Origin of the sequence: Halomonas piscis (assembly GCF_031886125.1) — a bacterium.
Taxonomy (GTDB): Bacteria; Pseudomonadota; Gammaproteobacteria; order Pseudomonadales; family Halomonadaceae; genus Vreelandella; species Vreelandella piscis.
This window is the reverse complement of the sequence record NZ_CP119391.1, coordinates 2,440,562-2,466,078: the sequence shown is the minus strand read 5'-3', so window position 1 is coordinate 2,466,078 and position 25,517 is coordinate 2,440,562. Positions and strand designations below refer to the sequence as shown.

The window sequence follows — 25,517 nt, the reverse complement described above, 5'->3', positions numbered from 1 at the left end:
GGGGCAGCCTGCCGCCCGCTTTTCAAGAGACACCGCGATGACTGATATCCACGCCCACAAGATCCTGATTCTGGACTTTGGCTCCCAGTACACCCAGCTGATCGCCCGGCGCGTGCGCGAGCTGGGCGTGTACTCCGAAGTGCGCGCCTTCGACATGACCGAGGCCGAGATCCGCGAGTACAGCCCCAACGGCATTATCCTCGCCGGCGGGCCGGAGTCGGTGGCGGAGCTGGATTCGCCCCGGGCGCCGGGGTGCGTGTTTACCCTGGGGCTGCCGGTGCTGGGCATCTGCTACGGCATGCAGACTATGGCCGAGCAGCTGGGCGGCTCGGTGGAAGGCTCCCACAAGCGCGAGTTCGGCTACGCCGAAGTGGGCCTGGACGCCGATACCGCGCTGTTCGACGGCATCGCCGACCACCTGGATACCGACACCGGCAAGCGCACCCTGGAAGTGTGGATGAGCCATGGCGACAAGGTGGCGCAAGTACCCGCCGAGTTCACCGTCACCGCCTCCACCCCGAGCTGCCCGATTGCCGCCATGAGCCGGGAAGACAAGCAGTTTTTCGGCGTGCAGTTTCACCCCGAGGTGACGCACACCCCCCAGGGGCAGCGCATTCTCGAGCAGTTTGTGGTGGGCATCTGCGGCGCGGAAACGAACTGGACCCCGGCGCAGATCATCGAGGATCAGGTGGCGCGGGTGCGCGAGCAGGTGGGCGAGCGCCACGTGCTGCTGGGGCTTTCCGGCGGCGTGGACTCCTCCGTGGTCGCCGCGCTTCTGCATCGCGCCCTGGGCGACCAGCTCACCTGTGTGTTCGTCGACAACGGCCTTTTGCGCAAGGACGAAGGCGAGCAGGTGATGGAAACCTTTTCCCGCCACATGGGCGTCAGGGTCATCCGCGTGGACGCCGAGCAGCGCTTTCTCGACAAGCTCAGGGGCGAGAGCGACCCGGAGGCCAAGCGCAAGATCATCGGCAACACCTTCATCGAGGTGTTCGACGAAGAAGCCGGAAAGATCGACAACGTGGACTTCCTCGCCCAGGGCACCATCTACCCCGACGTGATCGAGTCCGCTGCTTCCAAGACCGGCAAGGCCCACGTGATCAAGTCACACCACAACGTCGGCGGGCTGCCCGAGACCATGAAGCTCAAGCTGGTCGAGCCCCTGCGCGAGCTGTTCAAGGACGAAGTGCGCCGCCTCGGCGTCGAGCTCGGCCTGCCGGCGGACATGGTCTACCGCCACCCCTTCCCGGGGCCGGGCCTTGGCGTGCGCATCCTCGGCGAGATCAAGAAGGAATACGCCGACATCCTGCGCGATGCCGACGCCATCTTCATCGAAGAGCTGCGCCGCTCCGGCTGGTACGACAAGACCAGCCAGGCGTTTGCGGTGTTCCTGCCCGTCAAGTCCGTCGGCGTGGTCGGCGACGGCCGCCGCTACGAATGGGTGATCGCCCTGCGCGCGGTAGAAACCGTCGACTTCATGACCGCTCGCTGGGCGCACCTGCCGTACGAGCTGCTGGAAACCGTCTCCAACCGCATCATCAACGAGATGGAAGGCGTCTCCCGCGTCACCTACGACGTCTCCTCCAAGCCCCCCGCGACGATTGAGTGGGAGTGAGCGCTTGCTGCGCTGAAAGCCGCTTGATGTGAGTCAGAAAACCCGCGTGAGGCCTGAGGAATCCCCATGAAATGGGTAATAAAATCAGCATGATAGGATTGAAAAAGCCTGCATGAGTCATGCATGTTGTGAGTTACGACACACAACAACATGCGAAGGAGACCCATGCAGGCCCCTCGATTCTTGCATAACTTGCTGACGTCTTCACTCTCCGTGATCCATGCCAAGCGGCTACAGACCGTCCTCGATACCGTTGGCGCTCTGCTGGGCGAGCGACGTCTGGGATTAACGGCCATTGGCCGTGCGTTGCCGAGCTCGACGGATGCCAAGCACGCCATCAAACGAGTCGATCGACTATTAGGCAACCCTCACCTTCATCAGGAACGACCGCTGTTCTATTGGCTCATGGCCTCGCTGCTGATCGGCCATACAACGCGCCCACTGATTCTGGTGGACTGGTCGCCGATTGATGACCGCGGCAGGCATTTCCTGCTGCGTGCGGCGGTGCCCTTCGCCGGGCGATCGCTGCCCATCTTCGAGAAGGTTCATCACAAGGAAGGATGCCCATACTGTGAAGCCTATCTGCTGGATGCGCTGGCAAGGATCCTGCCCGACAAGGCCACGCCGATCCTGGTGACCGATGCCGGCTTTCGTAACCCGTGGTTTCGGGCCGTTGAAGCGCGCGGCTGGTATATCGTTGGACGGGTCCGTCAGCCCGCCCGTTACCAGGCGTCAGGCGAAGCATGGCAACCCGTGAAGACCCTGTTTCAACACGCGACATCGGAACCGCAGGCGTGGGGCTCCGTCCGGATCGCCGAAAACCATCCGTTCCGCGCTCAGATGGTGCTCTATTATCGACCGCCACGGGGACGTAAGCATCGCAATAAACAAGGCCGGATCTCTCGGGACGGCGGCAGCCGGACGATCGCCCGGCGTCAGCAGGAGCCCTGGGTGCTGGTCAGCAATCTGCCGGACCGCTCAACGCTGGCGAATAAAGTGGTAACGATCTACCGACAGCGCATGCAGATTGAGGAAGGGTTCCGCGATGTCAAAAGTCCCTTGTTCGGGCTGGGCTTCGGCATGCATCAGTCTCGCCAGGGCAAGCGCATCGAGGTCCTGCTGCTGATCGCCATGTTGGCGAACGTGGCCATGATGGTGGCCGGCCTGGATGTCCGAGCCCGGGGGCAACAGCGGCGCTATCAGAGCAACAGTATCCGGCACCGGAGCGTGCTTTCCGTGTGGCGCCTGGGCTTGGAATGTCTTCGTCGTCATCAACCCGACGCCGTGCCTTGGCCTGCTTGGACAACCCTCCGAGCACGACTTCGCGAGGAAGTCAGGGAGCAGAGCCTATGCGGCGAGTAGCAACATATTCGTGGGGATTCGTCAGGCGTGAGGCGGGTTTTTTGTGGGCTCAGCGGCGCTGTTTGGTAAGGTAGTCAGCGGCGCGATGCCTTCCGGTAATATTTAATCGATATGGCGATGATACATGGCACTCAAGAAATCCCAGCTCTACAGCTCCCTTTGGCAGTCCTGCGACGAGCTGCGTGGCGGAATGGACGCTTCGCAGTACAAGGACTACGTCCTGACGCTGCTGTTCATGAAGTACGTCAGCGATAAGAAGGACTCGCTGATTGAGGTGCCGGAAGGCGGTAGCTTCGCTGATATGGTCGCGCTCAAGGGCGATAAAGAGATCGGCGACGGCATCAATAAGATCATCGGCCGGCTGGCGGAAGAAAATGATCTGAAAGGCGTGATCGACCAGGCGGACTTTAACGACGAGACCAAGCTCGGCTCCGGCAAGGACATGCAGGATCGGCTCTCAAAGCTGGTGGCCATCTTCGATCAGCTGGATCTGGGCGCCAACCGAGCCGACGGCGACGACCTGCTGGGGGATGCCTACGAATATCTGATGCGCCACTTCGCCACCGAGTCGGGCAAGAGCAAGGGGCAATTCTATACCCCGGGCGAAGTCTCGCGGGTCATCGCTCAGGTGGTGGGTATCGGCCCGGAAACGCGTCAGGACGAAACGATCTACGACCCCACCAGCGGCTCGGGGTCCTTGCTGCTGCGCGCCGCTTACGAGGCCCCGCAGGGCATGAGCCTCTACGGCCAAGAGAACGATAACGCCACCTGGGCGCTGGCGCGGATGAACATGATCCTGCACGACTATCCCACCGCCGAGCTGTGGCGGGACAACACGCTGTCGCGCCCGTATTTCAAAAACGCCGATGGCAGCCTCAAAACCTTTGACTACGCGGTGGCCAATCCGCCGTTTTCCGTCAAATCCTGGACCAACGGCCTGAACCCGGAGAATGACGAATTCAACCGCTTCGAATACGGCATCCCGCCGACCAAGAACGGCGACTACGCCTTTCTGCTGCACTTGATCAAGTCGCTCAAATCTGACGGCCGCGGCGCCATTATCCTGCCCCACGGCGTACTGTTTCGTGGCCACAAGGAGGCCGATATCCGCCGTAACCTGATCCAGCGCGGGCTGATCAAGGGCATTATTGGCCTTCCGGCTAACCTGTTCTACGGCACCGGCATCCCGGCCTGCATTCTGGTGATCGACAAAAAAGACGCGGCGCAGCGCGAGCACATCTTTATGGTCGACGCCAGTCGTGAGTTCATCAAGGACGGCAACAAGAACCGCCTGCGCTCCCGCGACATCCACAAGATTGTCGATGTGTTCAATTACCAGCGCGAGCTGCCCGGCTACGCTCGGCGCGTGCCGTTGGATGAAATCGCCAGTGAAGCCAACGACTATAACCTCAACATCCCGCGCTACATCGACAGCGCCGAAGCCGAGGACCAGCACGACCTCTATGCCCACCTGAACGGCGGCATTCCGCAGCGCGACGTGGACGCGCTCGATGCCTACTGGGCCGAGCTGCCCGGCCTGCGCGAGGCGCTGTTCCGTGACAACGGCCGGCCTGGCTACCTGACGGCAAACGTCAAAACCGCAGAGGTCAAGTCCACCGTGCTGGCCCATCCCGCTTTCCGGGCGTTTGCCGGGCGGATCGGCGGCGTGATCGACAGCTGGCAGGCGGCCCATCAACGGGCCCTGCATGGCTTGCAAGCAGGCATCAAGCCCCGGGATGTGATCCACGCCTTGTCCGAGGATCTGCTCCACCGCTTTGCCGACGTGCCCCTGCTGGATCGCTACGCCGTCTACCAGCGTCTGATGGACTACTGGGCCGATGTCATGCAGGACGATGTTCACCTGGTCGCTGTCGAAGGCTGGCAAGAGGCGGCCCGTCCCCGCGGCGTGATTCAGGACAAGGAACGCAAGATCAGGGAAGAGCCCGACCTCACCATTGGCCGCGGCCGACAGGCGAAGCGATACAAGCTCGACCTCATCCCGCCGGCACTGGTCATTGCGCGCTATTTCGCTGACGATCAGACCCGCCTTGATGCCCTGCAGGCCGAGCTGGAAACCGCCACCCGTGAGCTGGAGGAGTTCATCGAAGAACACGACGGCGAGGAAGACCTCTTGAGCGAGGTGAAAAACGACAAGGGCAAGGTCACCAAGGGTGAAATTCCCAAACGCCTCAAGGCCCTCAAGGGTGAGCCGGAAAGCGACGAGGAAACCGCCGCGCTCAAGCAGTGCAAAAAGCGGATGGACGCCGAAGCCAGCGCCAAAAAAGCCGTCAAGGACGCCCAGACCAAACTTGATCAGGCCGTGCTGAATCGCTACGAGGCACTCACCGAGGACGAGGTCAAGCAGCTCGCTGTGGACGACAAGTGGCTGGCCGACATCCGCGCCGTCATCGAATCCGAAGTCGAGCGTATCACCAACCAGCTCGCCGGCCGCGTGCGCGAGCTGGAGGAACGCTACGCCGACCCCCTGCCGAGTATCGAGCGCGAGGTGGAAGTACTGGCCGCCAAGGTTTCCGGCCACCTGCAAAAGATGGGGGTGCGGGTCGATGGCTGAGCAGGGTTCGATATTGAAAGAGGAAACGGTGCGGGATACATCGCCCACCTATTCGGCAAGAGTATGCATCGCGACTGCAGAGGGTGTGCCGCTTGGGTACAAGCGGACCGAAGTGGGGGTTATTCCAAGGGATTGGCGAATCCAAAAGATCGATCAGTTGGCGATGCTGGGCCGAGGGCGCGTTATCAGCCACAACGAAATTAGACGGTCTATCAATCAGCAATATCCCGTGTTTTCTTCCCAGACCAGTAACGAAGGATTGATGGGATATATCGATTCATATGATTTTGACGGAGAGTACGTTACATGGACTACAGATGGCGTTAATGCTGGGCGAGTATTCCACAGAACAGGTCGATTTAACTGCACTAACGTCTGTGGGACGCTCAAGATAAAGGAAGGAATAGACATCATGGATTGACCTGCCCCACCTCAACGTCGTGGGTTATGTTGAGGTAGGGCAACAACACAGAGCCACTATTGAGGGAGGCAGGTCATGAAACAGTCTAACGCAACTCAGCCAGCTATTGTCGAGCGCACTGTTGCCCAGCGGGTTAGTGCTGCCAGCAACGTCCACGCCGCTTATATTGGCCTGGACGTGCACAAGGCGAGTATCTCCGTGGCAATCGCCGAGGCCGGACGCCAAGCTCCCGAGTTCCGCGGCGAAATTCCGAACGAGCCTCAGGCCATCGATAAGCTGGTTCGTCAGCTGAGTCAGCGTTTCGATGGGCAGCCGTTGTTATTCAGCTACGAGGCTGGCCCCTGTGGCTACGGGGTCTATCACCAGATTCAGGCCAGCGGCCATGATTGCGAGGTCGTTGCCCCGACGCTGATTCCTCAGCGCGCAGGGGATCGCATCAAGACCGACCGTCGCGATGCCAAGATGCTGGCTCGCCTGTCGCGCTCAGGAGAGCTGACACCGGTCTGGGTGCCAACGCCGGAACAGGAGGCGATTCGCGATCTGACGCGTGCCCGGGAAGACATGAAAGCCGCTGAGCTCCGCGCCCGACAGCGACTCAACGCCTTCTTGTTGCGGCACAGCAAGATCTACCCCGGCAAGAGCAAGTGGATACCGGCACACTTCCGCTGGCTGGAGACGGTGCGCTTCGACACCCCGGTTCAGCAGGTTGTGTTGCAGGAGTACGTCGACAACGTGAAAGATGCCCAGCGCCGTGTGGCGGGTCTCGAAAAACAGATGAGAGCGGTGTTACCAAACTGGTCACTGGCTCCGGTGGTCGAGGCCGTTCAGGCGATGTGGGGCGTGAGCCTGATCACGGCGATGACGGTGCTGGCCGAGCTGGGTGACATCAGTCGCTTCGACTCGCCCCGCCAGCTGATGGCCTACCTGGGCCTGGTGCCCAGCGAGCACTCGAGCGGGGGCAGTCGGCGCCAGGGCGGCATCACCAAGACCGGCAATGGCCATGTGCGACGAGTGCTGGTGGAGGCGGCCTGGAGCTACCGGTTCCCGGCCCGCAAGACGCGCATTATTGAGCAGCGCGCCGAGAAGACCTCGCCAACGGTGCAGGCGATCGCCTGGGAGGCGCAGAAGCGACTGTGCGGGCGCTACCGCCGCCTGGCTGCCACGGGCAAGGCCAAGCAGCAAGTCACCACGGCGGTGGCGCGAGAAATGGCCGGCTTCCTGTGGGCGATTGCCTGCGAAGCGATGGGCAAACCGCACGGCAGCCGGGCCACCGCATGATGATCGCGCCTCAGTGCCTACGATTCAGGGAGCGTCGGGCCGGTGGGAGAACCCCTGACGCTCCTATGAGGCCCCCGCCCTGCGGGGCGGGGTGACCCTCGCTCGTAGACCAGGGTAGCTCCGCGACGAAGTGATGACAGGTCGGTAACCAACCCACGAATACCAGAGAGATCCACCGTCGCTGATAGCCCCTCGCTTCCTGATCCGTGGGCATTGAGGACAATCACACGTAGCAGAGTCAACCGACCCCTTGACGGGTCAATCCATACCAGAAGCTAGGGGGCGTTAACAATTAGGCCAGCCATATGGCGGCTGACACGAGGCAGAGGAGTGACTGGTAGTTTCTTGCCAGTCGCTCATAGCGTGTAGATAACCGCCGGAACTTCTTGATTTTCTGAAAGAACCTCTCCACCAGATTGCGATCTTGGTAACAGTGCCAGTCTACTTCAATGCGCGCCAAACGATTCTTTTTCGGAGGAATCACCGGCTCGGCACCTGCGGCCTGAATCATGTCCCGCAGAGCAGTGGAGTCATACCCCTTGTCGCCCAGCACTGCTTGCGGGGAAAAACCTTCCAGTAGAGCGGGAGCAGCACCATACTCCGACGCCTGGCCCGGTGTGAGAACCAATCGTACTGGGTTACCTAACGCATCGACTGCGGCATGAATTTTGGTGCTCAATCCGCCTCGAGATTTGCCCATGGCTTCGACGTCTTGCGTGTTTTTTTTGACGCTCCATGCTGGTGCACCCTGACGATGCTACCGTCGATCATTAGCTGCTCTAGATCGGGATCGTCGGCTACTGTGTCAAAAATACGCTGCCAAACGCCCTTTCGTGACCAACGGTTATACCGCATGTAGACGGTGTGCCAGCGCCCAAAAGATTCGGGAAGATCACGCCACGGGGCGCCGGTCCGAGCGATCCAGAGCACGGCTTCCACGAACAGGCGATTGTCCTTGGCAGTTACCCCACAGTCTGAGGCTTTGCCGGGGAGCAGGTGCTCGATTCGCTCCCACTGATCATCGCGTAACTTCAACCGACTCATGGCCCACCAAAATCTATGAATACTAAATCAGTTTAAACGAAACTAATGATTGTTAACACACCCTAGGTTTCTATCGCTTATTCTCGCAAAGTTTGCGCCAAGCCACGTATCGAGGAATCTAGCGAACCCAAAGCTCATGAATGGGGTTATGGCGCGAATCCGAGTGCCGCTGCCCGAAGTAGGCGAACAACGCGCCATCGCCACCGCCCTGTCTGACGCGGACGCGTTGATCGAATCCCTCGACCGTCTGATCGCCAAAAAGCGCGCCATCAAACAGGCCGCCATGCAACAACTCCTCACCGGCCAGACCCGCCTGCCGGGCTTTACCGGCGAGTGGGAGACAAAGCGGTTGGGGGAGATCGGCACTTTTTATAAGGGACAAGGTATTCGGCGGGATGATGTCAGCGATGAAGGTGTTCCCTGCATTCGATACGGCGAGATTTACACGCGGTATGGCGATTGCGTCGTAGCCCCTGAATCAAGTATTCCTGAGCATTTGTCCGAATCTGCATTTCCATTGCGAAGTGGAGATATCCTATTTGCAGGATCGGGAGAAACGGCGGAAGAAATCGGTATGTGTGTTGCCTACCTGGGCGAGCAACCGGCATTCGCTGGCGGGGATATCGTGGTGTTGCGCCCAAACGGGGGCACCTCCGCCTATTTGGGTCGTTTGCTTAACCATCCCACGATAGCCCAGCAGAAAGCCCGGGTTGGCCAGGGGGACGCCGTTGTGCACATCAGCGCGCGCAACCTAGCGCAGATTGAAGTGCATTTTCCGGACCAGAAAGAGCAAACCGCCATCGCCACCGTCCTCTCTGATATGGACAGTGAAGTCGAAGCCCTGGAACACCGCCGCTACAAGGCCCGTCAGCTCAAACAGGGCATGATGCAGCAGCTTCTTACCGGGCGAGTCCGACTGGTTGAGCCGGAGGTAGAAAACGTAAGGGAGGCCAGCGCATGAGCACCGTCGGCCAACGCGACTGCTTTGCTCAACAATCGGCACAGGCGAGGTGATCCATGAGTGATCTCGTCATCTTTGACGCTGATGAGCAGCGCGTGGAGGTGCGGCTGGAGGGGGAAACACTGTGGGTGACCCAGGCGCAGATGGCGGAGTTGTTCGACACCTCTACAGACAACATCGGCCTGCACTTGAAAAACATTTTCAAGGACGGGGAGTTGGAGGCGGAAGCAACTACCGAGGATTTCTCGGTAGTTCGCCAAGAGGGTAACCGCCGGGTTCGGCGTCAGCTCAAGCACTACAACCTCGATGCCATCATCTCCGTGGGCTACCGGGTCAGCTCCCTGCGCGCCACGCGCTTTCGCCAATGGTCCACCCGTGTGTTGCGCGACCACCTCACACAGGGCTATAGCCTGAACGAACACCGGCTGGCGCAACGCGGGTTGCAGGAGCTGGAGCAGGCGGTCGATGTGCTCGGAAACACCTTGGTGCGTCAGCAACTGGTGAGCGACATCGGGCGCGATGTAATCGGTCTGGTACTCGGCTATGCCCGTACCTGGCGCTTGCTGCTCGACTACGACGAAGGCCAGCTCGAACTGCCCGCCGATGGTGTGCCGGCGCGGGGCGTGCTGGATTTGGGCGAAGCGCGCCGGGCGCTCGATGCTTTGGCGATGGAATTGAAAAGCCGCGGTGAGGCCAGCGAACTGTTTTCTCGCGACCGTGGTGACGGATTGGCCGCCATCCTCGGCAGCATTGAGCAAACCATGTTCGGCGAGCCGCTGTACAAGAGCCGCGAAGAACGCGCCGCCCATTTGTTGTATTTCGTGATCAAGAATCATCCCTTTGCCGACGGCAACAAACGCTCGGGGGCGTTTCTGTTTCTGCTCTATCTGCGTCAGGAGGGCATGCCGCTGACGCTGGACGAAAACGCTCTGACGGCATTGACGCTGTTGATTGCCGAAAGCGACCCCAAGGCCAAGGATCTGATGGTGCGGCTGGTGATGCACCTGCTTGTGCCGGGCGGCGTAGCAAACAAAAAATCGGGAGCGAATTGATGAGCACCGTCGGCCAACGCGAACGCTTGACTCAGCAACAAGTCATCCGGTTTTTTCAGCAGGAGCTGGGTTACCGCTACCTGGGCGACTGGAAAGATCGCGAGGGTAATCGCAACGTCGAAGAAACGCTGCTGTGCGATTGGCTGACGCGGCAGGGCCATGACGAGCGCGTGATTAGCCGCGCCCTGCGCGAGCTGGATCAGGCGGCAGCTCTTTCCGGCAGCAAAACGCTGTACGACGCCAACCGCGCGGTATATGAGAAGCTGCGCTATGGCGTTCACATCAAGCCGTCGGTGCAGGAGCAGACCGTCACCGTGTGGCTGATCGACTGGACAAACCCCGCGAACAACGACTTTGCCGTGGCCGAGGAGGTCACGGTGGCCGGGCCCAACACCAAGCGGCCGGACGTGGTGCTCTACGTCAACGGCATCGCGCTGGGTGTGCTGGAGCTCAAGCGCTCCACCGTGGCGGTGGCCGAGGGCATCCGCCAGAGCCTGGACAACCAGAAACGGGAGTTCATCCAGCCGTTTTTCGCCACCGTGCAACTGGCCATGGCGGGCAATCCCAGCGAGGGGCTGCGCTACGGGGTGATCGAGACACCCGAGAAGTTCTGGATGGAGTGGAAGGAGCCGTCCGGGATTGCCGATCCCCTGCAGCGCGGCTTGCAGCAGCTCTGCCGCAAGGAACGCTTGCTGGAGATCATCCACGACTTCATGGTCTTCGATGCCGGCATCAAGAAGACCTGCCGTTACAACCAGTTCTTCGGCGTGCGCGCGGCGCAGGACCATGTGCAGCGCCGGGAGGGCGGCATCATCTGGCACACCCAGGGCAGCGGAAAGTCGCTGACTATGGTGTGGTTGGCCAAGTGGATTCGCGAGAATGTGCAAGATGCCCGGGTGCTGGTGATCACCGACCGCACCGAGCTGGACGAACAGATCGAGAAGGTCTTCAAGGGCGTGGATGAGCAGATCTATCGCACCAGGAGTGGCGCAGACCTGATCGATGTGCTGGGCCGCAGTGACGAGTGGCTGATGGCCTCGCTGATCCACAAGTTCGGCGCCTCGGAAGACGGCGATGTGGATGCTTTTATTCAGGATATGCGAAGCCACCTGCCCAAGGGCTTCCGCGCCCGGGGCAATCTGTTCGTGTTTGTGGACGAGTGTCACCGCACCCAGTCCGGCAAGCTGCATGAGGCGATGAAGGTCCTGCTGCCCGAGGCGATGCTGATCGGCTTTACCGGTACGCCGCTGCTCAAGCAGGACAAGCGCAAGAGTATCGAAGTCTTCGGCCCCTATATCCACACTTACAGATTCGATGAGGCCGTGCGCGACGGGGTGGTGCTGGACCTGCGCTACGAGGCGCGGGATATCGACCAGCAGGTCACCTCGCAAGCAAAGATCGACCAGTGGTTCGAGCTCAAGACCCAGGGCCTGAACGACTACGCCCGTGCCCAGCTCAAGAAGCGCTGGGGCACGCTGCAGAAGGTGCTCAGCTCCCGGGATCGGCTGGAGAAGATCGTCGCCGACATCCTCTGGGACATGGCCACCCGCGACCGGCTGATGAGCGGCCACGGCAACGCCATGCTGGTGGCCGGCAGTATCTACTCGGCCTGCCGGCTATTCGAGATGTTCGAGAAGACCGAGCTGAAGGGCAAGTGCGCCATCGTCACCTCCTACGTGCCATCCACCGCCGATATCAAGGGCGAGGCCACCGGCGAGGGCGAAACCGAGAAGCTGCATCAATACGACATCTATCGCCGCATGCTGGCCGAGCACTTCAACGAGCCGGCAGACACGGCGGTCAACAAGGTGGAGACCTTCGAGCAGGAGGTGAAGAAGCGCTTTATCGACGCGCCGGGCCAGATGAAGCTGCTGATCGTGGTGGACAAGCTGCTCACCGGGTTTGACGCGCCGCCGGCGACCTATCTCTACATCGACAAGCAGATGCGCGACCACGGCCTGTTCCAGGCCATCTGCCGAGTCAATCGCCTGCACAGCGAGGATAAGGAAGTCGGCTACATCATCGACTACAAGGACCTGTTCAAGTCCCTGGAGCAGTCCATTCAGGACTACACCGGCGGCGCCTTCGATGCCTTCGACGCCGAGGACGTGGAGGGACTGCTGGAAGACCGGCTGGAGAAGGCGCGGGAACGGCTGGAAGAGACCCGCGAGGCGGTCAAGGCGCTGTGCGAGGCGGTAGAGCCGCCCCATGACAACGCCGCCTATCGTCGCTATTTTGTCGGCGCAAGCGATGCCCCCGAAGCGCAAAAGAACAACGAGCCCAAACGGCTGGCGCTGTACAAACACGTGGGCGCTTTTCTGCGCGCCTATGCCGATCTCGCCAACGAGATGAGCGAAGCCGGCTACGGCAAGGATGAAGCAGCTGCCATCAAGGCGGAGGTCGAGCACTACGAGCACGTTCGCGAAGAAGTCAAGCTGGCCAGCGGCGACTATATCGACATGAAGCTCTACGAGCCGGCCATGCGCCACCTGCTGGATAGCTACATCCGCGCCGAGGAGAGCGAAAAGCTGTCGGCCTTCGATGACATGACGCTGGTGGAGCTGGTGGTCGAGCGCGGCGAAGAAGCAGTGGACAGCCTGCCGGCATCGATTGCCGGGGACCGTGAAGCGATGGCGGAGACCATTGAGAACAACGTGCGCCGGCTGATCATCGACGAGATGGCGGTCAACCCGAAGTACTACGAGAAGATGTCCGAACTGCTCGATGCCCTGATCGAACAGCGGCGCAAGGAAGCGCTGGAATACAAGGAATATCTCCAGCGCATCGTGGCACTAACGCGGAAAGTGGCCGGCAGCGAACAGAAAAGCCCCTACCCCCAGGACGTTGATACGCCGGCGAGACAGGCGCTTTACGATAATCTGGGCCAGGATGCCGAGCTGGCGATCTCGTTGGACGAAAGAATTTGCGCAGTCAAGAAAGCCGACTGGCGGGGCAACAAGTTCAAGGAGCGCGAGGTGCGCCACGCCATTGCCGCCGTGCTTGATACGCAAGTCAGAGAAGTGGGCGGCGCGGATACGGATGCCGTTTTTGAGCTGGTGAAGAACCAAAGTGACTACTGAGCGCAACCATATCGAAGTAAGCGGTATCTCAGTCGAAATCCGCCGCAAGGCGATCAAAAACCTGCATGTGGGCGTCTATCCGCCAGATGGCCAGGTGCGGGTGGCCGCGCCCCAGCACCTGGATAATGAGGCCATTCGGCTGGCTATTGTCTCGCGTCTGAGCTGGATTCGGCGCCAGCAGCAGGGCTTTGCCCGCCAGCAGCGCCAGTCACGCCGGGAAATGGTGACCGGCGAAAGCCATTACGTTGACGGTAAGCGCTATCGGCTGGACGTGGTGGAACAGCCGGGCAATCCGCGCGTGCGCATGGTCAACAACGCCACGCTTTGGCTGCGGGTGCTGCCGGACTCGGACGCCGAAGCGCGCCGTGGCGTGCTGGAGCGGTGGTATCGCCGCCGGCTTAAGGCACGGCTCCCGGCTCTGGTGCACTATTGGGAGCAGGAGATCGGTGTTGACGTGGCGGACGTTCGTATCAAAAAGATGAAAACCAAATGGGGCAGCTGCGCCATTGAGGCAAGGCGCATTTGGCTGAACCTGGAGCTGGCAAAAAAGCCCCCGCGCTGTCTGGAGTACATCCTCGTACATGAAATGGTGCACCTGCTGGAACGCCACCATAACGATCGCTTCCGCTCGCTGATGGACCGCTACATGCCGGATTGGCGACTGCGCCGGGACGAGCTCAATCAAAGTCCGCTGGCAAAGGAGGACTGGGATTATTGAACAGGGGCGCCATGATCATCCTGAAGTCTTGAACCATCGGGTATTTAGCATGAAAGCGGTATTGATGGCATGCCATGCACGACATGGCCGCGCTGAATCATTCCTGCTAAGCATTTTTATATTCTATTATTGAATATATAAGCCATTTAATTAACCTGCTTGGCTATAAAACGATTGTATTATACTGTGGCGCCCTCACTTAGCCCTTCCCAAGCTCATCCACGGTGGTTGTCGCTATGCATTTTCTCTGGAAAAAATACGCCGGGTCGTCGCTGATTCTGCGTGTCACGATTGCGCTGGTGGCAGGCGTTGCCGTGGGCCTTTTGGGCAGCCAGGAGACGGTGGGCTGGCTTGCGCCGCTCGGGGATCTGCTGCTCAGGCTGCTGACGTTTCTGATCGTGCCCATCGTGCTGTTTACCCTGATGGTGGGGGTCAATCAGTCCCGGGAGGGCAGCGTCGGCCGCATCGGGCGCAAGGTGTTTGTGTATTACCTGGTCAGCACGGCGCTGGCGATTATTGTCGGGCTTGCCGTGGCCTCTGTGTTCAGCCCCGGCAGCGGCATGACGCTGGACGACAGCGCCAGTTTCTCGGTGCCGGACAACCCGGGGCTGACGGAAGTGCTGCTCGACATCGTGCCGGGCAATATTCTCGAGGCGTTCACCGAGCTCAACATGCTGGGCATCATCTTTACCGCGCTGGTGTTCGGCATAGCGCTTTTGAAGCTGCGCGAGTCCGGCACCGAGCGCCAGTCGGCGCTGGGCGAGCGGCTTTTGGAGGTGCTGGAAGCGCTCAACGAAATCACGCTCAAGGTCATGGCCGGGGTGCTGCACTACGTGCCCATCGGCGTTTTCGCTATCGTCGCCGATACCGTGAGCCGCCAGGGCATGGAGACGCTCTTGTCCCTTGGCGACATGGTGCTGGTGCTCTATCTGGCGCTGGGCATTCAGCTGGCGCTGTACTGTGCCGGCATGCGGCTGTTTGGCGTCAGCCTCAGGGCGTTTTTCCGCGAGGCGCGCGCGCCCATGGCCACCTCCTTTGCCACTCAGAGCAGCTCGGGCACGCTGCCGCTGACCATCAACGCCGCCAACCGCCTGGGCATTCACAAAACCATTTACGGTTTCAGCCTGCCGCTGGGCGCGACGCTGAACATGGACGGCGCGGCCATTCGTATCGCCATCTCGGCGGTGTTTGCGGCCAACGTCATCGGCGCGCCGCTGGACTTCATGAGCATGGTGCAGATCGTGCTGATCGGCACTCTGGTGTCGGTAGGCACCGCCGGCGTGCCCGGCGCGGGCATCATCATGATCGCCACGGTGTTTGCCCAGGTGGGCCTGCCGATTGAAACCGTGGCGCTTCTGACCGCCATCGATGCGCTGGTAGGCATGGGCTGCACGTCGCTTAACGTCACCGGGGATCTGGTCGGCACCTCGATTATCAGCCGCAGCGAAGGCGGCAGGCTTGCCAGGGCGCCGTCCGGGGCAGCCTGCGGGGCGGAAAGCGGATAGCGTCACCAGTCGGTCTTCACTCAACCGAAAGCCATTCAGAAAGGAGAAGCGGCGATGATCGCGGATCACGAGCGGAAATATCTGGAGAGAAGCGTCGAGCTTGCCAGGGAAGCGCTGGCAGCGGGAGACGAGCCCTTTGGCAGCCTGCTGGTGAGCGCGGAGGGCAAAGTGCTCCATGAGGACCGCAACCGCATTGCCGGCGGCGACAACACCCGCCATCCGGAAATTGCGCTGGCCTACTGGGCGGTAGAAAACCTCACCCCCGAGGAGCGCGCCCGGGCCACGGTCTATACCTCCGGCGAGCACTGCCCCATGTGCGCCGCCGCCCACGGCTGGGTGGGGCTTGGGCGCATTGTCTACGTCAGCTCGTCAAAACAGCTGGGCGAGTGGCTTGCCGCCATGGACGTGCCGCCGCCGCCGGTGGCGACGTTGCCCGTCGAGCAGATCGTCCCCGGCATTGCCGTCGACGGCCCGGTGCCGGAGCTTGCCGCCACCATGGAAGCGCTGCACCGCGAGTATCACGGCCGCTAGTCGATCACTTAGTCGATCACTCTGACGGTCACCTGGGCGACGCCGCGCTGGATGATATTGAGCTTGCGCGCGGCGCGCTTGGAGAGATCAATGATGCGCCCGCGCACGTAGGGGCCGCGGTCGTTGACCACCACCTTGACGGTGTTGCCGGTGTCGGGCCGGGTGACCAGTACCTTGGTACCCAGCGGCAGGGTGGGGTGCGCGGCGGTCAGCGCCTGCTGGTCGAACGGCGTGCCGCTGGCGGTGAGCGCGCCCTGGAAGCGGTCGCTGTAGTAGGACGCCTGACCTTTTTGCGCGTCGGGCTTGGCATCGGCCAGGGCGCAGCCGCTCATGAGCGCAATGATCAGCCCGGCGATCAGCGCTCGGGCGGAGCCTGTCACGAAGAAAAAGCGGTTGGTCATCGGCAGTTCTCCCAAATGAGATACAAAGCGTAGCACGCTTTGGCCATGCCGGGCACCGCGGCGCGCAGCAGAGGCTTAGCCGTGACGGTTGAAGTAGGCCTGCATGACGGCAATCACGCGGTCGATATCGGCATCGCTGATATCCAGGTGGGTTACCAGGCGCGCGCTTTCCAGCAGATCGATCAGAATGCCGTTTTCGCGAAGCCAGTCGGCCAGCGGTGCGACGTGCTCAGCGGGGAAGTCGGCAAACACCATGTTGGTGGCCTGGGAAGTAATGGTAACGCCGGGCAGCTCGGCCATGCCCCGGGCCAGAGTTTCCGCCCGGCGGTGATCGTCGGCAAGGCCTGCCATGTGGTGCTCCAGGGCGTGCCAGCAGGCCGCGGCGAGAATCCCCGACTGGCGCATGCCGCCGCCGGCGACCTTGCGCCAGCGCCGCGCCCGGGCGATCAGCTCGGTCGAGCCCGCGAGCACTGAGCCCACCGGTGCCCCCAGCCCTTTGGAAAAGCACAGCGAGACGCTGTCAAACGGCGCGCAGAGTGCGGCCAGCGGCGTGTCCGTGGCTACCGCGGCGTTGAAAAGCCGCGCGCCGTCCAGGTGGGTGGCCAGGCCGTGCTCCCGAGCTAGCGTCGTGGCCTGCTGCATGTAATCCTGAGAGACGACCTTGCCGCCGATGGTGTTTTCCAGCGCCAGAAGCCGGGTGCGGGCAAAGTGGAAGTCGTCGATCTTGATCGCCGCGCGGATCTTATCCAGGGGCAGGGTGCCGTCGTCGGCGTTTTCCACCGGCTGGGGCTGGATGCTGCCGAGTACCGCCGCGCCGCCGCCTTCAAAGCCGTAGGTATGGGCCTGCTGGCCGACGATGTACTCGTCGCCGCGCCCGCAGTGGGCCATGAGCGCCACCAGGTTGCTCTGGGTGCCGCTGGGAAACAGCAGCGCGTCCTCTTTGCCGGCCGCTTCGGCAACGGCCCGCTCGAAGGCGTTGACCGTGGGGTCGTCGCCCCAGACGTCGTCGCCCACCGGGGCGGCGCACATGGCTTCGTACATGGCCTGGGTGGGCCGGGTGACGGTATCGCTGCGCAGATCGATCATGATGGCTCCCTGAAAAAAGGTGAAACAAACCCCAGTGGTAAAACAAAGCCGGCTAAAAATAAACCCGGGCGGGTGCCGGTTCGGGCAGCGCTACTGGTAGCCTCTGGCCTGGAGGCGGAACAGCGCGGCGTAGCGGCCGTTTTGCGCCAGAAGCTCGGCGTGGGTGCCGCGCTCGATGATGCGCCCGGCGTCCACCACCAGTATCTGCTCGGCGCTTCGCACCGTGGAAAAGCGGTGCGAGATCAGAATCGTCATCTTGTCCCGGCTGTGCTCGCGAAAGCGGGCGAACACCTCGGCCTCGGCGGCGGGGTCCATGGCCGCGGTGGGCTCGTCGAGCACCAGAATATCGGCGTTTTCGCGCATGTAGGCCCGGGAGAGGGCGATTTTCTGCCACTGGCCGCCGGAAAGCTCCTGGCCGTTCTTGAACCAGCGCCCCAGCTGGGTGTGATAGCCCTTGGGCATGTCGCGAATAAAATCGTTGGCCATGCCGTGGCGGGCGGCGTGTTCCCAGCGGCTCTCATCGCCGAAGGCGTGGGTGTCGCCCACGCCCAGGTTCTCGCCCACGGGCAGCTGGTAGCGCACGAAGTCCTGAAAGATGACGCCGATGCGCTCGCGCAGGGCCACCGCGTCCCAGTGGCGAAGGTCGGTGCCGTCGAGCAGGATGCGCCCGGCAGTGGGTGAGTACAGCCGGGTCAAGAGCTTGATCAGGGTGGTCTTGCCCGAGCCGTTTTCCCCCACCAGGGCCAGGCTCTGGCCGGGCACCAGGTGCAGCGAGACGTCGTGGAGGACTTCCTTGCCGCCGGGGTAGGCGAAGCTCACGCCCTCGAAGCGCAGGCCGTCGCCGGGCGCTTCGCCCCGGGTGGCGGTGCCGGCTTCTTCCTCCACCGGCTGCTCCAGGTACTCGTAGAGGTTGGACAGATACAGGTTGTCCTCGTACATGCCGCTGATCGCCGTGAGGCTTGCCGAAAGCGCGCTCTGGCCCTGCTTGAACACCATCAGGTACATCGTCATCTGGCCCAGGGTCAGCGCGCCGGCCACGGTTTCCACCACCACCCAGCCGTAGGCGGCGTAGAACGTCAGCGTACCCAGCAGCCCCAGGGCAAAGCCCCAGCCTTCCCGGCGCAGGGTGAGCCGGCGCTCCTCGGCAAACAGGCGGTTGAAGATGGCCTTGTAGCGCTTGAGGAAGAGCTCTTCCAGGCCGAAGAGCTTGACCTCCTTGATGCTGTCTTCCCGGGCGAGCACGGTTTCCAGGTACATCTGCATCCGCGACTGGGGCGAGCGCCCGCGAAACAGACGAAACGCTTCGCCGGAAAACCTGGCCTCGGAGAGGAATACCGGCAGAGCCCCGATCACCAGAATCAGCAGCGCCCAGGGCGAAAACTGCACCAGAAGCACGCCGAAGCTGCCCAGGGAAATGGCGTTTTGCAACAGCGAAAACGTCTTGTTGACCAGCCCCAGCGGCCGGGTGGAGGCTTCGCGCCGGGCCCGGGTGAGCTTGTCGTAAAGCTCGGAATCCTCGAACTGGGCAAGGGACAGCGTGCCGGCCTTTTCCAGAATCATCACGTTGACCCGATGGCCCAGCCGGGCGCGTAGACATCATGGATTGACCTGCCCCACCTCAACGTCGTGGGTTATGTTGAGGTAGGGCAACAACACAGAGCCACTATTGAGGGAGGCAGGTCATGAAACAGTCTAACGCAACTCAGCCAGCTATTGTCGAGCGCACTGTTGCCCAGCGGGTTAGTGCTGCCAGCAACGTCCACGCCGCTTATATTGGCCTGGACGTGCACAAGGCGAGTATCTCCGTGGCAATCGCCGAGGCCGGACGCCAAGCTCCCGAGTTCCGCGGCGAAATTCCGAACGAGCCTCAGGCCATCGATAAGCTGGTTCGTCAGCTGAGTCAGCGTTTCGATGGGCAGCCGTTGTTATTCAGCTACGAGGCTGGCCCCTGTGGCTACGGGGTCTATCACCAGATTCAGGCCAGCGGCCATGATTGCGAGGTCGTTGCCCCGACGCTGATTCCTCAGCGCGCAGGGGATCGCATCAAGACCGACCGTCGCGATGCCAAGATGCTGGCTCGCCTGTCGCGCTCAGGAGAGCTGACACCGGTCTGGGTGCCAACGCCGGAACAGGAGGCGATTCGCGATCTGACGCGTGCCCGGGAAGACATGAAAGCCGCTGAGCTCCGCGCCCGACAGCGACTCAACGCCTTCTTGTTGCGGCACAGCAAGATCTACCCCGGCAAGAGCAAGTGGATACCGGCACACTTCCGCTGGCTGGAGACGGTGCGCTTCGACACCCCGGTTCAGCAGGTTGTGTTGCAGGAGTACGTCGACAACGTGAAAGATGCCCAGCGCCGTGTGGCGGGTCTCGAAAAACAGATGAGAGCGGTGTTACCAAACTGGTCACTGGCTCCGGTGGTCGAGGCCGTTCAGGCGATGTGGGGCGTGAGCCTGATCACGGCGATGACGGTGCTGGCCGAGCTGGGTGACATCAGTCGCTTCGACTCGCCCCGCCAGCTGATGGCCTACCTGGGCCTGGTGCCCAGCGAGCACTCGAGCGGGGGCAGTCGGCGCCAGGGCGGCATCACCAAGACCGGCAATGGCCATGTGCGACGAGTGCTGGTGGAGGCGGCCTGGAGCTACCGGTTCCCGGCCCGCAAGACGCGCATTATTGAGCAGCGCGCCGAGAAGACCTCGCCAACGGTGCAGGCGATCGCCTGGGAGGCGCAGAAGCGACTGTGCGGGCGCTACCGCCGCCTGGCTGCCACGGGCAAGGCCAAGCAGCAAGTCACCACGGCGGTGGCGCGAGAAATGGCCGGCTTCCTGTGGGCGATTGCCTGCGAAGCGATGGGCAAACCGCACGGCAGCCGGGCCACCGCATGATGATCGCGCCTCAGTGCCTACGATTCAGGGAGCGTCGGGCCGGTGGGAGAACCCCTGACGCTCCTATGAGGCCCCCGCCCTGCGGGGCGGGGTGACCCTCGCTCGTAGACCAGGGTAGCTCCGCGACGAAGTGATGACAGGTCGGTAACCAACCCACGAATACCAGAGAGATCCACCGTCGCTGATAGCCCCTCGCTTCCTGATCCGTGGGCATTGAGGACAATCACACGTAGCAGAGTCAACCGACCCCTTGACGGGTCAATCCATACCAGAAGCGACTTCTGCGCGTCGAGCCCGCGCTGGGCAAGCGCGATCAAGCCGATGATCGCGCCTTCCAGCGCCACCAGCCAGAGTACCGGGGTGAGACTTTGGGCAAGCGGCGGGGCAGCGCTGGCTTCTTGGGCCTCCATGGCGGCCACTACGCCGTCGACGATCAGCTGGCCCACCCAGGCGGCCACCGCCGGCAACACCCCGGCGACCAGGGTGGCCAGCGCCAGCCCTACCATCATCAGCCGCGAGGTTTGCCAGACCAGCAAAAGCGCCCGGCTGCTGTAGCGGAAAACGCCGAAAAAGCCGCTCACCGGGGCGGCGGCAGAGGGCGCGTGACGCGAGGCGTGAGCGGTAGACAAGGAAGCGGTACGCTAGCGCCGGGCCAGCTGCCGGCGAGTGTCGGCCTCGCAGCTTTGTAGCGCCGAGCTTGCCAGCCACTCTTCGTCGGGGTAGTAGGCAAACACGTACTGCTCGTTCTTGAGGCTGTCGATCAGCGGGTAGGCCACCTCGGAGCGCACCGCCGGGCAGCCGTGGCTGCGCCCCAGCCGCCCGGTTCTGTCGATGAAGGCGTCGCTGACGTAGTCGGCGCCGTGAATGACGATGGCGCGCTCGAAGGCCAGATCGTTGACGTCGGGCTCAAGGCCTTCCAGGCGCAGCGAGTAGCCGTTGCGCCCGTAGTAGCTGTTCAGGGTGCGAAACAGCCCCAGGCTCGACTGGTGGCTGTCCGGCGTGTTGGAAAACGACGTGGCCAGGGCGTTGCCGGAGCCCTGGCCGTGAGAGACCAGCTCCTTGAACAAGAGCCGATGGCGCTCAAGGTCAAACACCCACAGGCGCGCCTCGGTGGACGGCCGGGAAAAGTCGATGAGCGCCAGGCGCTCGGCGTCGGGGTCGGCGCAGCCGAGAGACTCGGCCGCCATGCGCAGCGCCCGAGGCGTGGCCCCGGGGGCCAGCTGTTCAAGCCGGTGGAGCAGCGGCGAGGCGGTGGCGGGGGCAGAGGCCACCCGAGCGGAGAAATCGGCGGCCGGCAGTGGTAACGTGAAAGCGCCAAGGGACAGGCTCAGCAGTAGCGCCGAGGCTTTGATGCAAAACGCCATGTCGTCATCCCTGAAGATGAATGAAAAATGACCGGCCGGGCAGCCAGGCTCTGCCCCGTGGCAAGTCCAGAATCGCTATCGTAACCCAAGGGGAAGGCTATGAATAAGACGCGGCGGAGAAAAAGCGGCGGAGCGCCGGGGAAAGCGCCAGTCCTCGTGGCGCTGGCGCTCGGCGCCGCGCTGGCGGCCGTACCTGCGGCGGGCCAGACGCCGTTTGCTAACGCCATGGCGCAGCACCTCGCCAGGGCAGACAGCCGGGCGGAGGCGCTTCCGGTGGCGGCGTTTTATCAGGCCGCGCAGCAGCAGCCGGTATGGCACAGCGCAGAGCGGGTGGAAGCCCTTGCCAGGGCGCTGGAAACGCTGGAAAACGACGGCCTCGATCCCGCCGACTATCTCAGAGGCCCTCTCAAGGGCTCTCTCGGGGCGGATGGCGGAGGGCAGCCGCTGGCGCAGGCGTTTGCGCGCAGCCGGGACGACGCCGAGGCCCGGGCGGCGTTCGACGTTCGCGCGACCCGGGCGCTGCTGCTGGCCCTCGATCATCTGCAGCGCGGCCGGGTCGATCCCGAGCAGCAGGTGCCGGGCTGGGAGACGGCCCGGCCGGCGCGGTCCTATTCCATGGCCCGGGTGGTCGCCGCCGTTAACAGCGCTGATATCGAGCAGGCGCTGTCGCTGGCGCGGCCGGATTTGCCGGCCTACGAGGCGCTGCGCGAGGCGCTCGGGGCGCATCGTGCGCTGGCGGAGCGGGCAAGCGCGCCGCTGGTGCCAGCCGGGGATGACGCCCTACGCCGCGGCGACGAGGGCGATGCGGTCACCGCGCTGCGTCGCCGGCTGGCCTATTGGGGCAACCCTTGGGTGCTGCCCGGCGACCCGGCCGCCTATGCCCGGATAGACGCCGAGGCGCCAGATCTCGGGCGCTTCGACGCCGAGATGGAAGCGGCGGTCAAGCGCTTTCAGCGCCGCCACCTGCTCGATGAGGACGGCGTGGTGGGCGGCAAGACTCGCCGGGCGCTCAACGCCTCGGTGCGCTCGCAGATGGCTACGCTGCGGGTCAACCTCGAGCGCGCCCGCTGGATGCAGCCTGTCATCGCGCGCAGGCCCGGGGTGTGGGTGGATATCGCCGGCTATCGTCTGCACTACGCTCGCCCGGACGGCGAGCGCTGGTCGTCGCGAGTGATTGTGGGCCGCGCCGGGCGCGAAACGCCGGTGCTCCACTCGGCGATTACCCACCTGACCGTGAACCCCACCTGGACGGTGCCGCCGACTATTTGGCGGGAAGACGCGCTGCCGCGGATCCGGCGCGATCCGGGCTATCTGAGCCGGCGCAACATGCAGGTGGTGGGCCCGGACGGGGCACGGCTCGACCCCGAGCGCATCGACTGGCAGGCGCCGGGCAACGTCATGCTGCGCCAGTCCGCCGGGCCGGGCAATCCGCTGGGGCGCGTGGTGGTGCGCTTTCCCAACAGCCAGCTGATTTATCTGCACGACACGCCGTCCCGGGGGCTCTTCAAACGCGACCGGCGGGCGTTGAGCTCGGGCTGCGTGCGGGTGGAGGGCGTGCGCGAGCTGGTGCGCATGCTGCTGGCCGACACCGGCAGCCGCTACCGGCTGGATACGTTGCTCGAACGCCGCCAGAGCGATCTGAACGTCAATCTGCCCGAGCGGATACCGGTGGCGCTGGTGTACCTGACGGCCTGGCCCGATGAGAGCGGCGAGGTTACCTTCCGCCCGGATATCTACCGCCGCGACGAGGCGCTGCGCCGGGCGCTTTAGCAAGCCCGGGAAGGCAATAAAAAAAACGCCGCCTCGGCCGAGGCGGCGTTTTTGTCTGGCGGGCAGCCATGGTATCGAAGACGAGCGACTAGCTGTCGCTGTCGTCGTCTTTCTCGTGGCGGCGGTAGGAAGCCACGCTGACGGTTCCGGTGTCGCCGCTTTCCAGCGCCGCGACCATGGGCTCGGCCTGCTCCTGGAAGGCCACCAGCGTATCGCCGTGCAGGCGAGTATTTTCCGGCAGGTCGACCTTCATGGCGTTGACCGGCGCGTTGTTGACGTGGACTTCATAGTGCAGGTGCGGACCGGTGCTGCGCCCGGTATTGCCGGAGAGCGCGATGCGGTCGCCCATCTCCACTCGGTCGCCCTTGTGCACCAGCGACTTGGACAGGTGCAGGTAGCGGGTGCGGTAGCCGTTGTCGTGGCGGATGACCACATAGCGGCCGGCCGCATAGTGCTTGACCACGCGCTCCACGCGCCCGGCGGCGGGGGCGGTGACCGGCGTGCCGATGGGCATGGCAAAGTCGGTGCCGTTATGCGGGCTGACGCGTCCGGTGACCGGGTTTCTGCGGTTGGGGTTGAAGTTGGAGCTCAGCCGGTAGCTGCCTTCGAAGGGGTAGCGGGCAAAGGCGGGGTCGAGGCTGTCGCCGTCCGGCGTGTAGAAGTTGTTGTTGTCGGGGTTGCGGACCAGGGTCAGGTTCATGCGCTGGCCCTGGTACTTCACCGCCAGCACCCGGGAGCCCAGGGATTCGTCGTCGATCATGTCGGATTCGACGAGCACCTGAAAGTCGTCGCCGCGGCGGGTGTCGCGGCGGAAGTCGTATTTCTTTTCCAGCAGGCGGGTCAGCTTGGTGACCGAGCGGCTGTCGAGACCGGTTGCCTCCGCGGAGCGGGCGAAGCTGCCGCTGACGGTGCCGGCGTAAAGGCGCTGCACGGGCTCGCCCTTGCGCTCGATGGCCCTGACGTCAAGGTCGCCGTCGCGGCGGTCGATGAGCACGCCGTCGCGGACGTTTTGCATCATCTTCAGCGTCAGCAGCTTGCCGTTCTCGTCCAGCTGGTAGTCAAAGCTCTGGCCGACCCGCCAGCGGCTGAAGATATTCGAGTCGGGAAGCTCGTCCAGCAGGTCGAGGACTTCGCTGTAGCCCAGCCCCAGCTCGTTCTGGGCCATGACGGCAAAGGTCTCGCCGGCGCTGACGGTGTGGGTTTTCCACTCCGGTACGTAGGTCTTTTCCGCGGCGAGCTCCAGCGGCAGAAAGGACACTTCGTCAAAGCTGTCGATGCCGTAGTCTTCGTACGACGTAGCGTCTGCCACTGGCGCCTGGTTCACCACTTTTGGCTCGGCGTCACCGGCGCCGTCGCCGGTGCCGATGCTGCCATCGCGGCTGTTGGCCGCGAGCATGCCGCTGGCCAGGGTGCCGATGACGGTGGCCATGTGCTGGGCGCCCTCATCCAGCGTCGTCTCGTCGCTGGCGGCGAGGCGCCTGGCGGGGAGTTCGGGAGCCTCGTCCAGCGGTTCGGCGGTGGCGTTCTGCACCACGTCCAGATCGATCACTTCCGACGCTTTGAGATCCTTCAGGGGGATAGTGTCGCGCGTGGCGTCCAGCAGGCGAGAAGCTTCGTCGATGGCGGTGGCTACCGGGGTTCGGGCGCGCTGGGCTCCGGCCTTGGCCAGCGCCGGGAGGCTGGGCGCGGCATCGTCGGCAAGCGGGACAAGCACGTTCTTTACCGGCGTGTCTGGCTGGCTATGATGTTGGTAGGAGGTAAGTAATTTTTGTCCGCCCAGCACGGTGACCATGGTGGCCACGGGTAACAGTAAAAATTTATGCGTGCGGGGCAGCGAATGAAGGATTCGCAACATGGGTGAAAAGGCCGCCA

19 protein-coding genes and 1 pseudogene are annotated in these 25,517 nt (G+C 63.0%); 13 read left to right on the top strand and 7 right to left on the bottom strand.

The annotated features are described in order from the left end of the window. Positions 1-37 precede the first annotated feature (37 nt). From guaA to P1P91_RS11540, 5 genes are all read left to right on the top strand, one after another. Positions 38-1,615 (top strand): glutamine-hydrolyzing GMP synthase, encoded by a 1,578-nt coding sequence (gene guaA / locus P1P91_RS11560; protein WP_311882790.1) that lies wholly within the window; start codon positions 38-40, stop codon positions 1,613-1,615. A gap of 165 nt (positions 1,616-1,780) precedes the next feature. After that, a complete protein-coding gene (locus P1P91_RS11555; protein ID WP_311882096.1) occupies positions 1,781-2,977 on the top strand; it encodes an IS4 family transposase in 1,197 nt (398 codons plus the stop codon). A gap of 124 nt (positions 2,978-3,101) precedes the next feature. Then, on the top strand, positions 3,102-5,549 hold the full coding sequence (locus tag P1P91_RS11550; RefSeq protein WP_311882789.1) for a type I restriction-modification system subunit M: 2,448 nt from the start codon (positions 3,102-3,104) through the stop codon (positions 5,547-5,549). Further along, a complete protein-coding gene (locus P1P91_RS11545; protein WP_311882787.1) occupies positions 5,542-5,970 on the top strand; it encodes a restriction endonuclease subunit S in 429 nt (142 codons plus the stop codon). Before P1P91_RS11550 ends, P1P91_RS11545 begins: the two co-directional genes overlap by 8 nt. 75 nt (positions 5,971-6,045) lie before the next feature. Next, complete coding sequence (locus P1P91_RS11540) at positions 6,046-7,248, top strand: IS110 family RNA-guided transposase (protein ID WP_311882770.1); 1,203 nt, start codon at positions 6,046-6,048, stop codon at positions 7,246-7,248. Positions 7,249-7,540: 292 nt separating this feature from the next. Here P1P91_RS11540 and P1P91_RS11535 read toward each other — a convergent pair. After that, positions 7,541-8,292, bottom strand: a protein-coding gene (locus tag P1P91_RS11535) for an IS5 family transposase (RefSeq protein ID WP_407650536.1) whose coding sequence is annotated in 2 segments (ribosomal slippage) — positions 7,541-7,977 and positions 7,977-8,292 — 753 coding nt in all. Because the reading frame shifts where the segments join, the coding sequence is not laid out codon by codon here. A gap of 148 nt (positions 8,293-8,440) precedes the next feature. On the opposite strand from P1P91_RS11535, the gene P1P91_RS11530 reads away from it, so the two are divergent. The 6 genes from P1P91_RS11530 (at position 8,441) to P1P91_RS11505 (ending at position 16,139) form a co-directional block, all read left to right on the top strand. Continuing rightward, on the top strand, positions 8,441-9,253 hold the full coding sequence (locus tag P1P91_RS11530) for a restriction endonuclease subunit S (RefSeq protein WP_311882785.1): 813 nt from the start codon (positions 8,441-8,443) through the stop codon (positions 9,251-9,253). A 56-nt stretch (positions 9,254-9,309) separates the two neighbouring features. Further along, on the top strand, positions 9,310-10,305 hold the full coding sequence (locus P1P91_RS11525) for a virulence protein RhuM/Fic/DOC family protein (RefSeq protein WP_311882783.1): 996 nt from the start codon (positions 9,310-9,312) through the stop codon (positions 10,303-10,305). Then, entirely contained in the window at positions 10,305-13,385 is a 3,081-nt protein-coding gene (locus P1P91_RS11520; protein WP_311882781.1) for a type I restriction endonuclease subunit R, read from the top strand. Before P1P91_RS11525 ends, P1P91_RS11520 begins: the two co-directional genes overlap by 1 nt. Next, entirely contained in the window at positions 13,375-14,103 is a 729-nt protein-coding gene (locus tag P1P91_RS11515) for a M48 family metallopeptidase (protein WP_311882779.1), read from the top strand. Before P1P91_RS11520 ends, P1P91_RS11515 begins: the two co-directional genes overlap by 11 nt. Before the next feature lie 236 nt (positions 14,104-14,339). Beyond that, on the top strand, positions 14,340-15,608 hold the full coding sequence (locus tag P1P91_RS11510) for a dicarboxylate/amino acid:cation symporter (protein ID WP_311882777.1): 1,269 nt from the start codon (positions 14,340-14,342) through the stop codon (positions 15,606-15,608). A 54-nt stretch (positions 15,609-15,662) separates the two neighbouring features. Beyond that, the gene (locus P1P91_RS11505; RefSeq protein ID WP_311882775.1) at positions 15,663-16,139 is read left to right on the top strand and encodes a nucleoside deaminase; all 477 of its coding nucleotides are present in this window, start codon (positions 15,663-15,665) and stop codon (positions 16,137-16,139) included. A gap of 8 nt (positions 16,140-16,147) precedes the next feature. Here the strand turns inward: P1P91_RS11505 and P1P91_RS11500 are convergent, their stop codons facing one another. The 3 genes and pseudogenes from P1P91_RS11500 to P1P91_RS11490 all read right to left on the bottom strand — a co-directional run. Beyond that, positions 16,148-16,540: a septal ring lytic transglycosylase RlpA family protein gene (locus P1P91_RS11500; protein ID WP_376717170.1), complete on the bottom strand. Its 393-nt coding sequence runs from the start codon at positions 16,538-16,540 to the stop codon at positions 16,148-16,150. A 75-nt stretch (positions 16,541-16,615) separates the two neighbouring features. Beyond that, positions 16,616-17,626 (bottom strand): low-specificity L-threonine aldolase, encoded by a 1,011-nt coding sequence (gene ltaE, locus P1P91_RS11495; RefSeq protein ID WP_311882774.1) that lies wholly within the window; start codon positions 17,624-17,626, stop codon positions 16,616-16,618. A 90-nt stretch (positions 17,627-17,716) separates the two neighbouring features. Next, positions 17,717-19,219 (bottom strand): annotated as a pseudogene (locus tag P1P91_RS11490) (ABC transporter ATP-binding protein); the annotation flags it as partial. 89 nt (positions 19,220-19,308) lie between these two features. Here P1P91_RS11490 and P1P91_RS11485 point away from each other — a divergent pair. Next, a complete protein-coding gene (locus P1P91_RS11485) occupies positions 19,309-20,511 on the top strand; it encodes an IS110 family RNA-guided transposase (protein WP_311882770.1) in 1,203 nt (400 codons plus the stop codon). 17 nt (positions 20,512-20,528) lie between these two features. On the opposite strand, the gene P1P91_RS15200 is transcribed toward P1P91_RS11485, so the two are convergent. Continuing rightward, positions 20,529-21,140, bottom strand: a complete 612-nt coding sequence (locus P1P91_RS15200) for a hypothetical protein (protein WP_311882768.1) — start codon at positions 21,138-21,140, stop codon at positions 20,529-20,531. Positions 21,141-21,152: 12 nt separating this feature from the next. Then, positions 21,153-21,875 carry a murein L,D-transpeptidase catalytic domain family protein gene (locus P1P91_RS11475; protein ID WP_311882766.1) on the bottom strand — a complete coding sequence of 241 codons (723 nt, stop codon included), beginning with the start codon at positions 21,873-21,875 and terminating at the stop codon, positions 21,153-21,155. Between the two features lie 156 nt (positions 21,876-22,031). Between P1P91_RS11475 and P1P91_RS11470 the strand changes: the two genes are divergently transcribed. Beyond that, a complete protein-coding gene (locus P1P91_RS11470; RefSeq protein WP_311882764.1) occupies positions 22,032-23,645 on the top strand; it encodes a L,D-transpeptidase family protein in 1,614 nt (537 codons plus the stop codon). A gap of 88 nt (positions 23,646-23,733) precedes the next feature. On the opposite strand, the gene P1P91_RS11465 is transcribed toward P1P91_RS11470, so the two are convergent. Further along, complete coding sequence (locus tag P1P91_RS11465) at positions 23,734-25,500, bottom strand: peptidoglycan DD-metalloendopeptidase family protein (RefSeq protein WP_311882763.1); 1,767 nt, start codon at positions 25,498-25,500, stop codon at positions 23,734-23,736. Positions 25,501-25,517 lie beyond the last annotated feature (17 nt).